General features: G+C 73.6%; 9 protein-coding genes. 2 read left to right on the forward strand and 7 right to left on the reverse strand.

Annotated features, from left to right (window positions below):
• Positions 1-30: 30 nt before the first annotated feature.
• Both ACHZ99_RS07205 and ACHZ99_RS07210 read right to left on the reverse strand, forming a co-directional pair.
• Complete coding sequence (locus ACHZ99_RS07205) at positions 31-1248, reverse strand: Gfo/Idh/MocA family protein (RefSeq protein WP_420303537.1); 1218 nt, start codon at positions 1246-1248, stop codon at positions 31-33.
• Positions 1245-2042, reverse strand: coding sequence for a DeoR/GlpR family DNA-binding transcription regulator (locus ACHZ99_RS07210; RefSeq protein ID WP_420303538.1), 798 nt, complete (start codon positions 2040-2042; stop codon positions 1245-1247). Before ACHZ99_RS07210 ends, ACHZ99_RS07205 begins: the two co-directional genes overlap by 4 nt.
• A 97-nt stretch (positions 2043-2139) precedes the next feature.
• On the opposite strand from ACHZ99_RS07210, the gene ACHZ99_RS07215 reads away from it, so the two are divergent.
• On the forward strand, positions 2140-3027 hold the full coding sequence (locus ACHZ99_RS07215; RefSeq protein WP_420303539.1) for an SIS domain-containing protein: 888 nt from the start codon (positions 2140-2142) through the stop codon (positions 3025-3027).
• Between the two features lie 21 nt (positions 3028-3048).
• On the opposite strand, the gene ACHZ99_RS07220 is transcribed toward ACHZ99_RS07215, so the two are convergent.
• On the reverse strand, positions 3049-4710 hold the full coding sequence (locus ACHZ99_RS07220) for an acetolactate synthase large subunit (RefSeq protein WP_420303540.1): 1662 nt from the start codon (positions 4708-4710) through the stop codon (positions 3049-3051).
• Positions 4711-4897: 187 nt separating this feature from the next.
• On the opposite strand from ACHZ99_RS07220, the gene ACHZ99_RS07225 reads away from it, so the two are divergent.
• The gene (locus ACHZ99_RS07225) at positions 4898-7156 is read left to right on the forward strand and encodes a HelD family protein (RefSeq protein WP_420304008.1); all 2259 of its coding nucleotides are present in this window, start codon (positions 4898-4900) and stop codon (positions 7154-7156) included.
• Between the two features lie 86 nt (positions 7157-7242).
• On the opposite strand, the gene ACHZ99_RS07230 is transcribed toward ACHZ99_RS07225, so the two are convergent.
• Genes ACHZ99_RS07230 through ACHZ99_RS07245 form a run of 4 tightly spaced genes read right to left on the reverse strand, consistent with a single transcriptional unit; the run spans position 7243 to position 12761 of the window.
• Complete coding sequence (locus tag ACHZ99_RS07230) at positions 7243-9690, reverse strand: glycoside hydrolase family 3 N-terminal domain-containing protein (RefSeq protein ID WP_420303541.1); 2448 nt, start codon at positions 9688-9690, stop codon at positions 7243-7245.
• The gene (locus tag ACHZ99_RS07235) at positions 9687-10505 is read right to left on the reverse strand and encodes a carbohydrate ABC transporter permease (RefSeq protein ID WP_420303542.1); all 819 of its coding nucleotides are present in this window, start codon (positions 10503-10505) and stop codon (positions 9687-9689) included. Before ACHZ99_RS07235 ends, ACHZ99_RS07230 begins: the two co-directional genes overlap by 4 nt.
• Positions 10505-11452, reverse strand: a complete 948-nt coding sequence (locus ACHZ99_RS07240) for a carbohydrate ABC transporter permease (protein ID WP_420303543.1) — start codon at positions 11450-11452, stop codon at positions 10505-10507. The genes ACHZ99_RS07235 and ACHZ99_RS07240 overlap by 1 nt, the downstream gene beginning before the upstream one ends.
• A gap of 7 nt (positions 11453-11459) precedes the next feature.
• Complete coding sequence (locus tag ACHZ99_RS07245; RefSeq protein ID WP_420303544.1) at positions 11460-12761, reverse strand: ABC transporter substrate-binding protein; 1302 nt, start codon at positions 12759-12761, stop codon at positions 11460-11462.
• Positions 12762-12830 lie beyond the last annotated feature (69 nt).

A 12830-nucleotide genomic window follows, 5' to 3' on the forward strand; every position in this document is an offset into this window, starting at 1 on the left:
GGTTCCCTCCGGGAAGGCGGTGATCGGTCCTCAGTGCTGGTGCGCGGGCCTGGGCTGGCCCGCGGCGAAGTACGCCGCGAGCGCCGGGTCGGGCGGCGGCACGTCGTACGCCATGCCCCCGGAGCGCAGCGAACGGGTCGCGAGCACGCCCGCGGCGACGCTCATCCGGGCGGCGAGCGGCGAGGTGTCGGTGGCGCCGCCGAGGCGGGCGAAGCGGCAGAACTCGGCGACGACCCGCTCGTCGGCCCGGCCGTGCGCGCCGTCGGCGGCGGGGACGCGGTGGATGGCGTCGGCGCCGGGGCGGTAGCCGGAGGGGCCGGTGTGCCAGACGCGGACCTCGTCGCCGGGGCGGTCGCCGAAGTTCTCCAGCCGGCCCTCGGTGCCGATGACGGTGTAGCTGCGCCAGTAGTCGGGGCTGAAGTGGCACTGCTGGTAGGCGGCGATGACGCCGTTGTCGAGGCGCATGTTCATCACGGAGACGTCCTCGACGTCCACCACCGGGTTCAGGTCGCGGCGCGCCGCGGGCGGCCAGGCGTCGTCCCGGGGCCGGACGGCGGGGCGCGGGGTGCCGGGCGGGCGGCGGGGCAGGTCGCCGTAGAGCATGAGGGCCCCGAGGGCGTGGACGCGGCTGGTGTAGCCGCCGGCGAGCCAGTGCACGACGTCGATGTCGTGGGCGGCCTTCTGCACCAGCAGCCCGGTGGTGCGGCGGCGTTCGGCGTGCCAGTCCTTGAAGTAGTAGTCGCCGCCGTACGCGACGAAGTGCCGCACCCACACGGTGCGCGGCACGCCGATGTCGCCGCGCGCGACGATGTCGCGCATCAGCCGGACGACGGCGGAGTGCCGCATGGTGTCCCCGACGTACAGCGGCGTGCCGGTCTCGTACGCCGTGCGCAGGATGGCGTCGCACTCCTCGACGGTGATGCCGAGGGGCTTCTCCACGAAGACCGGCCGGCCGGCTTCGAGCGCGGCGCGGGCGACGGTCGCGTGGGTGTCGTCGGGGGTGGCGACGACGACCGCGTCGACGCCGTCGGCGTCCGCGGCGTCGAGCAGCCGGCGGTGGTCGGGGTAGGCGACGGCGCCGGGGAAGCGCCCGGCGACGCCCGCCCGCACCGCCGGGTCGGTGTCGGCGACGGCGGCGACGACGGAGCCCACGCCGGGCCGGTGGGCGGCGTCGGCGAGGTCGCCGCGCAGCCCGAGGCCGACGACCCCCAGCCGGAGGTCGGTCACGATGCCGCCGCGCCCGCTCATGCCCGCACCACGGTCATCCCCTTGTCCTCGAACTCGCCGGCCACTTCCGGCGCCCGGTCGTCGGTGACGAGCACGTCGATGTCGGCCGGCGGGCAGATCCGGGCGAAGGTGCGCACCCCGAGCTTGGTGGAGTCGGCGACCACGACCAGCCGGGCGGCCTGCGCGGCCAGCAGCGCGTTGATGCTCGCCTCGTGCTCGTCGCGGGCGCTGGCGCCGTGCTCGGCGTCGACGGCGTCGGCGCCGACGAAGGCGATGTCGAGGCGGATCTCGCGGAGGATGTGGCCGGCGAGCGGGCCGACGAGTTCGTACGAGGAGGGCATGGCGACCCCGCCGGAGACGACGACCTTCACGCTGCGCCGCACGGCGAGCTCGGCGGCGATGTTGAGCGCGTTGGTGACGACGGTGACGGCGGGCTGCCCGTCGCCGGCGCTCTCGGCGGCGTCGCCCCAGTCGGCGCGGGCGGCGAGCGCGCGGGCCACGGCGGCGGTGGTGGTGCCGCCGTTGAGGCCGACCACCATGCCGCGCTCGACCATCGCGGCCGCGGCCCGGCCGATGCGCTCCTTCTCCGCGGCGTCCCGCCCGGCGCGGTGGCGCAGCGGCAGGTCGTACGCCACGTCGTTCGGCACGGCCCCGCCGCGGGTGCGGACGAGGAGCTGCTGCTCGGCCAGCTGGTCCAGATCGCGCCTGATGGTGGCGGCGGACACCGCCACCTCGACGGCCACGGACTCCACGTCGAGCCGGCCGCGCTCGGCGAGCAGCCGCAGCAGCGCGCCGTGCCGTTCGTGCTGGTTCAACCCGAATCCTTCCACCCGGCGATGCTTGAAGATGCTTGGAATTCTGCCTTAGCATGCATGATTGAACAATGGTTCTCACACAGGGCGGGCGATGAAGATGACGTACGTAGCCGCTGAGCTGGCCGACCAGCCCGCGTGCTGGCGCCGGGCGACGGAGCTGGCGGGAGGGTACGGGGCGCTGCTGCCGCAGGCCGGCGAGCGGGTCGCGGCCGTCGGCTGCGGCACGTCGTACTTCATGGCGCAGGCGTACGCGGCGCTGCGCGAGGAGTCGGGCCACGGCGAGACGGACGCCTTCCCCGCCTCCGCGTTCCCGGCCGGCCGGCGCTACGACCGGGTGGTGGCGCTGACCCGCTCCGGCACCACCACCGAGGTGCTGCGGCTGCTGTCCGCGCTGGGCGGCTCGGTGCGTACCACCGCGATCGTCGCGGACGGGGCGACGCCGGTGGCCGGGGCGGCGGACGACACCGTCGTGCTGGACTTCGCCGACGAGCGCTCGGTGGTGCAGACCCGCTTCGCCACCACCGCGCTGACGCTGCTCCGCGCCCACCTCGGGGCGCAGCCGGCGACGGCGGTGGAGGACGCGGAGCTGGCGCTCGTCGAGCCGCTGCCGCGGGCGTTGCTCGACGCCCGGCAGTTCACCTTCCTCGGCAGCGGCTGGACCGTGGGGCTGGCGCACGAGGCGGCGCTGAAGATGCGCGAGGCGGCGCTGGCGTGGACGGAGTCGTACCCGGCGATGGAGTACCGGCACGGGCCGATCAGCATCACCACCTCGGGCACCGCCACCTGGATGATCGGCGACGCGCCCACGGGCCTTCAGGACGAGGTGCACGCGACCGGCGCGCTGTGGGTCACCGGCGGGCTCGACCCGGTGGCGGAGCTGGTGCGGGCGCAGCGGCTCGCGGTGGCGCTGGCCGCCGCCCGCGGGCTCGACCCGGACGAGCCGCGGCACCTGACCCGGTCGGTGATCCTCAGCCCGGCCGGCTGAGGACCACCGGGGCGGGGCCGATCAGAACGGGCCCTGGAGGGCGCCGAGCCGGTCGGTCAGGCGCAGGTTCTCGGTGTAGTCGACGGGGCAGGAGATGACGTCCACGCCGTCGTGGGCGAGCGCGTCGCGCAGGACGGGCAGCAGTTCGTCGGCGGACTTCACCGCGTGCCCGCGGGCGCCGAAGCTCTCCGCGTAGGTCACCAGGTCCGGGTTGCCGAAGCGGGTGTGGGAGTGCCGCCCCATGTCCAGCTCCATCTTCCAGGTGATCAGCCCGTACTCGTCGTCGACGAGGACCAGCACGGTCATCGCGATGCCCTCGCGGACGGCGGTCTCCAGCTCCTGCGAGTTCATGAGGAACGCGCCGTCGCCGGTCATCGCGAGCACCTGGGCCTCCGGCCGGGCGAGCCTGGCGCCGATGGCGCCGGGGACGGCGAAGCCCATGGTGGACAGGCCGTTGGAGATCAGGCAGGTGTTGGGCTCGTACGTGGGGTAGAGCCGGGCCATCCACATCTTGCCGGCGCCGGTGTCGACCAGCACCACGTCCTCGCGGCCGAGCGCCTCGCGGACGTCGGCGACGACGCGCTGCGGCGCGAGCGGGAACGCGGCGTTCCGGCGGCCGTGCGCCAGCTCCTCGGCGAGCAGCCCGCGGATGAGCCGGCCGTCGCCGTGGAACGTGCGGCCGACGGCGTCCGCGAGGCCGTCGAGCGCGGCGGAGGGGTCGCCGAGCACGCCGACCGCGACCGGGTAGTGGGCGTCGACCTCGGCCGGGAAGTGGTGCAGGTGCAGGATCTTCTTGTCGCCCTGCGGGTTGATCTTGACCGGGTCGAACTCCTGCAACTCGTACCCGACGCAGATGAGAACGTCGGCGTTGTCGAAGCCGAAGTTGGTGTAGTCGTGGCGCATGAAGCCGACGGCGCCGAGGGCGTTGGGGTGGTCGTCGGGAAAGACGCCCTTGCCGTTGAACGTGGTCGCCACCGGAATGTCGAGCCGCTCGGAGAAGCGGACCAGGGCGTCGGTGGCGCCGGACCGGGTGGCGCCGTGGCCGGCCAGCAGGATGGGGCGCGCGGCGCCCGCCAGCACCTCGGCGGCCCGCTCCAGCTGCGCCGGGGACGGGGCCTCGGGGCGCGGCCGGTTGATGGGCAGCGGGTCCAGCGGCGGGTCGGGGACGGCGCCTTCTATGTCCTCGGGCAGCGCGAGGAACACCGCGCCGGGCCGCTCGCTCTGCGCGGTCTTGAACGCCTGCCGCACCATCTCCGGCACCGCGGCGGGGGTGCGTACCGGCTGGGAGAACTGGGTGACCGGCGCGAACATCGCGGGCAGGTCGATGACCTGGTGCGACTCCTTGTGCATCCGGTCCTCGCCGCCCTGGGCCGCGAGCGCGACCACCGGCGTGCTGTTGGTCTGCCCGTCGGCGACGCCGAGCAGCAGGTTGATGGCCCCGGGGCCGAGGGTCGCGGAGCACACCCCCGCGCGGCCGGTGATACGGCCGTACATCTCCGCCATGAACGACGCGCCCTGCTCGTGGCGCACGAGGACGTAGTCGATGGACGGGGAGGCGTTGACGGCGTCGACGAAGCGGATGTTCTCCTCGCCCGGCACGCCGAAGACGTGCGTCACGCCCTCGGCCTCCAGGCAGCGCACCAGCAGGTGTGCCACGTCTTCGGGGGTGTCTGGAGTGCTCATGCCCCGAGCGTAACCCGGGCGGGCACGAAAAAAAGCTCCGCCGTTTTCGGCCGGAGCTGTGAAACTGCTATCGTGAGGAATTCTCTGCGCGAATTCGTCTCTCTTGAACTGGCGTTGGGGGAAAGTGCGATGCGGGCATTCTATCCGTGCGGGAGCTGAATTGTCAAACGAGGTGCCGAACGACGAAATGCGGCGCGAGCAGGAATTCCTCGACCTGCTCCAGCAGCGCCTCGCGGAGCTGCGCGAGGGCGCCGAAGCGGGGGTCCGGACGGCCCTGGCCCGGGACGGGGGAAGCACCCTCCAGGCCCGGCTGGAGCGGGACGTCCTCGTGGCCGAACAGTCCGGGCTGCTGGCCGCGTTCAACGCCGGCGAGCACGGTCTGTGCTTCGGCCGGCTGAACTTCCGCGACGGCCGCGACCACCACATCGGCCGCATCGGCATGCGCGCCGACGACGAGGATCGCACCCCGCTCGTCGTCGACTGGCGGGCCGACGTGGCCCGTCCCTTCTACCTCGCCACCGGCCACACCCCCATGGGGCTGCGCCGGCGGCGGCACATCTCCACCGCGGGCGTCGCCGGCCGCCAGCGGGTCACGGCCCTGCACGACGAGATCCTCGACCTCACCGACCCCGAGCGCACCGGCCTGGAGGGCGCCGACGCCGACGCGGTGCTGCTGGCCGCCCTCGACGCCGCCCGCACCGGCCGGATGCACGACATCGTGCAGACCATCCAGGCCGACCAGGACCGCATCATCCGCGCCCCGCACGCGGGCGTCCTCGTCGTCGAGGGCGGGCCCGGCACCGGCAAGACCGCCGTCGCCCTGCACCGCGCCGCCTACCTGCTCTACGCGCACCGCGAGCAGCTCGCCCGCCGCGCCGTGCTCGTCGTCGGCCCGGGCCCCGCCTTCCTCGGCTACATCTCCGAGGTGCTGCCCGCGCTCGGCGAGACCGGCGTGCTGCTGGCCACCCCCGGCGAGCTGTTCCCCGGCGTCGGCGCCACCGGCACCGACACCCCCGCGGCGGCGGCGGTCAAGGGCGGCACGGCGATGGCGGACGCGCTCGCCGCGTACCTCACCGACCGGCAGCGGCTGCCGGCGGAGACCGTCGTCATCCCGCACGAGGACGGCGAGCTGCACCTCGACCACTGGCTGGCCAATGCGGCCCGCAAGCGGGCCCGGGCCACCGGGCTGCCGCACAACGCGGCCCGGCCGCACTTCGCGTTCAACGTCATCGACGGGCTGACCCGGCAGCTCACCGAGCGCCTCGGCGACGACCCGTTCGGCGACGAGAACCTGCTCGGCCCGGACGACGTCGCCCAGCTCGGCAAGGCGGTCGCCGCCAACGAGGACGTGCACGCGGCCATCGCCGGGCTGTGGCCGCTGCTGACGCCCGAGGAGCTGGTCGCGGACTTCCTCGCCGAGCCGGCGCACCTGCCGGAGCCGGACGCGGAGCTGATCCGCCGCGCCGGCGGGCCCTGGACCCCGGCCGACGTGCCGCTGCTGGACGAGGCGGCGGAGCTGCTCGGCGACGACGGCCCCGCGCGGGCGGCGGCGCGGGCGCGCGCGGAGGCGGAGCGGCAGGAGCGGATCGCGTACGCGCAGGGTGTGCTGGAGATGTCGTACGGCTCGCGCACCCAGGAGTTCGAGGACCGCGGCGACGACGAGGCGGAGGTGCTGGCGGCGCACGACCTGATCGACGCCGAGCGGCTGGCCGAGCGCCAGGAGGAGGCCGACCACCGGACGGCGGCCGAGCGGGCGGCGGCGGACCGCACCTGGACCTTCGGGCACATCATCGTCGACGAGGCGCAGGAGCTGTCGCCGATGGCGTGGCGGCTGCTGATGCGGCGCTGCCCGACCCGGTCGATGACGCTGGTCGGCGACCCGGCGCAGACGGCGGAGCCGGGGGCGTGCGGGTCGTGGGAGGCGATCCTCGGCCCGTATGTGGACAAGCGCTACGAGCACCTCACGCTGGGCGTCAACTACCGGACGCCCGCCGAGATCATGGAGGTCGCGGCCGCGGTGGCGCGGGCGGCGGACCCCGGGTACGCGCCGCCGCGCTCGGTGCGGGCCACGGGGGTACGGCCCTGGGCGGAGCGCGCCGGGGGTGCGTCCGGCGACGTGCCGGCGGCGGTCGCGGCGGCCGTGGCCCGGGAGTCGGAGGACGCCGGGCGGCTCGCGGTGATCGCGCCGGCGGAGCTGCTGCCGGCGCTGGCGGCGGCGCTGCCCGACGCGGCGGCGGGCCCGGCGCCGGACCTGACGCGGCCGGTGGTGCTGCTGGGGCCGCGGCAGGCGAAGGGGCTGGAGTTCGACACGGTGGTCGTGGCGGAGCCGGCGCTGTTCGGCGGCAGCGACCTGTACGTGGCGCTGACCCGGGCGACGCAGCGCCTCGGGGTGGTGTACGCCGGCGAGCTGCCGGAGGCGCTCGGCGGCCTCGCGCGGCGGGGGTGACGGAGCGCCGGCGCGCGCCGCACCGGACCGGGAGGAGTCCGGTGCGGCGCGCCTGCCCGGCCGGCGGCCGGGCCGTCGGGGGCCGCTCAGCCGCCGGGCGCCTCGTCGGGGGCGTCGGGGTCCGCCTCCGGGTCCCGGTGCGGGTCGAACTCGGCGTGCAGCCGGCGGGTGTGGTCCACGTACCGCGGCGGGCCGGTCAGCGTCACCGCCGCGGTGAGCCGCGGCGCCGCGCTCGACGCCGACAGCCGCAGCTCCAGCCCGCCCGGCTCCACCACCCGGCGCCCGTCGCGCCCGGTGAACGCGGCCACGTCGGCCGGCACGACCACCCGCACCCGGCGCTCCTCCCCCGCGCGCAGCGCCACCCGGGTGTAGCCGACGAGCCGCTGCACCGGCTGCACGACGGAGGCCACGGGGTCGTGCAGGTACAGCTGCACGACCTCGGTGCCGTCCCGGTCGCCGGTGTTGCGGACGGTGAACGACAGCGCGAACTCGCCGTCCGTGGGCGCCTCCGCCGCCACCACCGCCAGGTCCGACCACGCGAACGTCGTGTACGACAGCCCGTGGCCGAACGCGAAGGCGGCGGTCGGGTCGACGTTGGACACCTCGGTGGCCTGGCCCAGCCGGGGCGCGAGATACGTCGCCGGCTGCGCCCCCGGGCCGCGCGGCACGCCCACGGGCAGCCGGCCCGACGGGTTCGTCCGGCCGCTGAGCACGTCGGCCAGCGCCGTCGTCCCCTCCACGCCGGGGAAGAACGACTGCACGATCGCCGCCGCCTCGTCCGCCGCCCGGCCCAGCGCGTACGGCCGCCCGGCCAGCAGCACCGGCACCACGGGCGTCCCGCTGTCCAGCAGGGCGTCGAGCAGCTGCTGCTGGACGCCCGGCAGCGTCAGCGACACCGCGTCGCAGCCCTCGCCGCTGGTGCCGCGGCCGAAGAGCCCGGCGCGGTCGCCGAGCGCCGCGATCACGACGTCGGCCTCGCGCGCGGCCCGTACGGCCGCGGCGATGCCGTCCGTCTCCGGCCCGTCGACCGAGCAGCCGGCGGCGACGGTGACGATGGCGGCGGGGAACTCCCGGCGCAGCGCCTCGTGGAGCGTGGGCAGCCCGATCCCGACGGGGATCTCGGGGTGCTTGACGCCGACGTGGACGGGGAAGGAGTAGCAGCCGAGCACGGCGTGCGGGTCCTCGGCGTTGGGGCCGACGAGCGCGATGCGGCGCGGCTGGCGCAGCGGCAGCGTGCCGTCGTTGGCGAGCAGCACCACGGCCTGCTCGGCGACCTCGCGCGCCAGCTCCCGGTTGCCGACCGGGTCCAGGTCGACGCTGCCGCGCAGCGCGTCCGGGTCGGCCGCCGCGGCGCTCCCGACGCCGGCGGCGGCGAGCGCCGGCGGCACCGGCGACCAGTCGCCGTCGAGCAGCCCCAGCCGGGTCTTCTGCGCCAGCACCCGGCGCAGCGCGCGGTCGACCAGCGCCTCGTCGACGCGGCCGTCGGCGAGCGCCGCCAGCAGCGGCGGGCCGAAGGTCTTGACCGTGGGCAGCTCCACGTCCACCCCGGCGGCCAGCGCGGCGCCGGCGGCCCCGGCCCAGTCGTCCGCGACGCCGTGCAGCGTGCGCAGGAAGGAGATGCCGAAGTAGTCGGCCACGACGGTGCCGTCGAAGCCCCAGGTGTCCCGGAGCAGCCCGGTCAGCAGCGCGGCGTCGGCCGCCGCCGGCACGCCGTCGGTGTCGGTGTACGAGCTCATCACCGACCCCACGCCGCTCTCCCGCAGCGCCATCTCGAACGGCGGCAGCAGCACGTCCGCGCGCTCGCGCTCGCCCATCGCGGCCGGGGCGAGGTTGCGGCCGGCGCGGGAGGCGGAGTAGCCGACGAAGTGCTTGAGCGTGGCGAGCACGCCGGCGGACTCCAGGCCCTGAATGTACGCGGTGGCGACGGTGCCGACGAGGTACGGGTCCTCGCCGACGGTCTCCTCCACCCGCCCCCAGCGCGCGTCCCGTACCACGTCCAGCACCGGCGCGAGGCCCTGGTGCACGCCCACGGCGCGCATGTCCCGGCCGATGGCCGCGGCCATCCGCCGCACCAGCGCCGGGTTGAACGTCGCGCCCCAGGACAGCGGCACGGGGTAGGCGGTCGCGCCCCAGGTGGCGAAGCCGGCGAGGCACTCCTCGTGGGCGAGGGCGGGGATGCCGAAGCGGTTCGCGGCCACGACCCGCGCCTGGGTGCGCATCAGGGACAGCGCGCCGAGGGCGGGGTCGACCGGCGCGGTGCCGAACGGCCGCGTCAGCTGCCCGAGTCCGGCCGGCAGCAGCGTGTCGAGGTCGACGACCTCCTCCATCTCGTGCTGGTACGGCGCCACTTCGCCGCCCTCCGCGGAGGCGCCGACCCAGACCCCGAAGAGCTGGGCGACCTTCTCCTCCACGGTCATGGCGGCCATCAGCGCCGCCACGCGGGTGTCGACGTCGTGGGCCGGGTCGTTCCACACGGGGGTGGCCGTGTCCGGGGCGTCTGCCCGGGGTGTCTCAACTGCCACGTTCGCGGTCACTTTCCTCCGACGCCCATGAGGCCCCGGACGAGGGCCCGGCGGGCGAACAGGTAGACGAGCAGGACGGGGATCATCGACAGGAGCACGGCGGCCAGCAGCCCGGGCGCGTCGATCCCGCGCTCGGTCTGGAAGTTGTAGAGGCCGAGCGTGATCACTTTGGATTCTTCGGACTGGGTCAGGACGAGCGGGAAGAGGAAGCCGTTCCACGCCTGGAGGGCGGAGAAGACCACGATGGTGGCGATCCCGCCCCGGGAGAGCGGCAGCACCAGCTGGAAGAACATCCGCCGGGGGGTGGCGCCGTCCATGGCCATGGCCTCGAACAGCTCCCGGGAGATGTCCCGCATGGTCCCGCTGAGGATGAGCGTGGAGACGGGCAGGGCGAAGGCGGCCGTGGGCAGGATGACGCCGATGAGGTTGTCGTAGAGCCCGGCCTCGCTGATGAGGTAGAACATCGGGACGATCACGGCCTGCAGCGGGATGGCGAGGCCGAGGAGGAAGAGCCGGAAGACGCCGGTGGTGATGCGGCCCCGGCTGCGCACGATGGAGTACGACAGCGGCGGTACGAGCAGCAGCACGATGCCGACGACGCAGACGGTGACGATCAGGGTGTTGAGGAAGTACCGGCCGAAGCCGGTGTCGAAGGCGCCGGTGAAGTTGTCGAACGTGACGTCGCTGGGCAGGCCCAGCGGGCCGGTGTCGGCGAAGTCCGACTGGGTCTTCAGCGTCGCCGTGACCATCACGTACAGCGGCAGGCCGATGAGGAAGAGCCAGATCAGCGAGCCCGCGCCGGCGAGGTAGTGGGGACGTCGCCTCATCACAGGCCCTCCGTGGTGCTGCGCATCTTGTCGTAGCCGGACAGCCGCACCATGATCAGCGAGATGGCCGTCGCGGCCAGGACCAGGACGAGCGCGATGGCCGCGCCGGCGCCGTAGTCGAAGCTCTTGAACGCCTTCTCGTACATGTAGTACGCGCTGATGGTGGTGTCGGTCCCCGGGCCGCCCTGGGTGAGGATGAGGACGGTCTCGAAGGTGGTGAGGCCGCCGACGACCATGAGGATCATCGACGTCATGATCGCGTTGCGCAGCTGCGGCAGCGTGACGTGGAAGAACTGCCGGTAGCGCCCGGCCCCGTCGATCTCCGCCGCCTGGTAGAGCACCGGCGGGATGGCCCGCGCCGCGCCCTGGTAGATCAGGGTGTGGAACGGGGTGAACTGCCAGGTGCTGACGAAGGCCAGCACGCCGATCGCGGACGCCTGCTCGCCGAAGAGGTTGCCGTCCCCGAAGAGCCAGGTGGCCTCGGCGGGCACGCCGAAGTTGGGGTCGAGCAGGGCGCGCCAGACGACGGAGACGGCGGTGGCGGACAGCAGCAGCGGGACGAAGTAGATGGCCGAGAGCACCGCGCGGTTGCGCTGCTGGCCCGCCGCCCAGACGCCGAGCATGATGCTCAGCGGCGTCTGGAGCGCCACCCCGAGCCCGGTGAGCAGCAGGCTCAGCCAGATGCTCTCGATCATCACGGGGTCGTCGAGGATGCGCCGCCAGTTGTCGAGCCCGGCGAACTCGGGGTCGCCGATGCCGTCCCAGGACATGAAGGACAGCACCGCGACCATGATCAGCGGTATGACGGCGAAGGCGCCGAAGAACAGCGTGGCGGGGGCCGCCCAGAGGAATCCCGGGCGGCCCACGTCGGCCACGTTCGTGGTCGGCGTCCGCCGCCGCTTCGCGGGCGGAGCGGCGGGGCGGACGCGCGTCTTCTGTATGGTCATGGAGTCGTCAGGAGATCGGCAGGGCCTGCATGGCCGAGATGAAGCCGTCCTCGTCGAGCTGTCCGTTGAAGAACTGCTGAACGGCCTTGTGCATGTCGGTGGCGGCGGACTGCGGGTACGCCTGGTCCCAGGAGAGCTGGAAGTGCGGCGCCTTCTCGACCAGGTCGTACTGGAACTTCGAGTAGTCCGGGCTGGCCGACTCGTCGAGGAACTCCGGGGTGTTGGTCGTGGTCGGCAGGTTGCCGATGGACAGCTGGTCCTTCACGAACTTGTCGGAGTACATGAGCTTCAGGAACTCGGCGATCGCCTCGGGGTGCTCGGCCTTCTTCATCACCGAGTAGTAGTTGTTGGTGTTGCCCGCGAGGTTCGCCGGGTCACCCTTGCCGCCCTCGATGGTCGGGAAGGAGGTGTAGCCGAGGTCTTCGGCGGCGAACTGCTCGTTCAGGCTCTGCTGGGCGGAGTAGTACCAGGAGCCCATCAGCTCGAAGGCGGCCCTGCCCTCCGCCACCAGCTGCACCGAGCCGTTGTTGGTGTACTTCACCGAGTCGTACGCGTCGCCGAAGGCGCCGGTGTCGACCAGCTCCCGGATCATGCCGAGCGCCCGCCGGCTGTCCTCGCTCGCCCACGCCTCCTTGTCGCCGCTCAGCGCCTTCTGGAACAGCTCGGGGCCGGCGATGCGGTCGTAGAGGTACTGGAACCACATCTGCGTGGGCCACTGGTCGCCGCCGCCGAGCGCGATCGGGGTGACGCCGGAGTCCTTCAGCTTCTCGACCGCGGCCAGCAGGTCCTCCCAGGTCTCGGGCGGCTGCACCCCGGCCTCGTCGAGCACCTTCTTGTTGTGGAACAGCAGCACGGGCTGCGTTCCGCGCATCGGGATGCCGTACGCCTTGCCGTCCACGACCGAGGCGTCGAAGACCGAGGGCAGGAAGTTCTCCTTCAGGCCCGGGTCCTTCTTGATGAAGTCGTCGAGCGGCAGCAGCAGGTCCGCGTCGACGAAGGGCTTGATGCTGCCGCCGCCCCAGTGGAAGAAGACGTCGGGGGCCTGCGGGGTGCTGATGATCGTCTGTAGCTTCGTCTGGTAGTCGGCGCCCGGGATGGTGTCCAAGCGGGCCTTGACCTCGGACGTCTTGTTGAACTCGGCGACGAGCTCCTTCTCCACCTCGTTGGTGGCGTCGCCGTAGACGAGCACGGTGAACTCGTTCTCGCCGGAGCCCGATCCGCCGTCGTCGCCGCACGCCGCCACGGTCAGCGCGAGTCCCAGCGCGCAGCCGCCGGCGAGTATGCGGGGCATCCGCCTTCGAGTCTTCATACGTATGCCTCTCGAAAATTTCGTCCCGAACACCGAAAGTCGATGTAGGGCTGGACAGTAGGCGAGCCG

Origin of the sequence: Streptomyces sp. MAR4 CNX-425 (genome assembly GCF_048656465.1) — a bacterium.
GTDB lineage: Bacteria > Actinomycetota > Actinomycetes > Streptomycetales > Streptomycetaceae > Streptomyces.

Coding starts and splice junctions, on each gene's coding strand:
- ACHZ99_RS07205 (WP_420303537.1), bottom strand. CDS start 1,248: ATGAGCGGGCGCGGCGGCATCGTGACCGACCTCCGGCTGGGGGTCGTC.
- ACHZ99_RS07220 (WP_420303540.1), bottom strand. CDS start 4,710: ATGAGCACTCCAGACACCCCCGAAGACGTGGCACACCTGCTGGTGCGC.
- ACHZ99_RS07245 (WP_420303544.1), bottom strand. CDS start 12,761: ATGAAGACTCGAAGGCGGATGCCCCGCATACTCGCCGGCGGCTGCGCG.
- ACHZ99_RS07235 (WP_420303542.1), bottom strand. CDS start 10,505: ATGAGGCGACGTCCCCACTACCTCGCCGGCGCGGGCTCGCTGATCTGG.
- ACHZ99_RS07215 (WP_420303539.1), top strand. CDS start 2,140: ATGACGTACGTAGCCGCTGAGCTGGCCGACCAGCCCGCGTGCTGGCGC.
- ACHZ99_RS07240 (WP_420303543.1), bottom strand. CDS start 11,452: ATGACCATACAGAAGACGCGCGTCCGCCCCGCCGCTCCGCCCGCGAAG.
- ACHZ99_RS07225 (WP_420304008.1), top strand. CDS start 4,898: ATGCGGCGCGAGCAGGAATTCCTCGACCTGCTCCAGCAGCGCCTCGCG.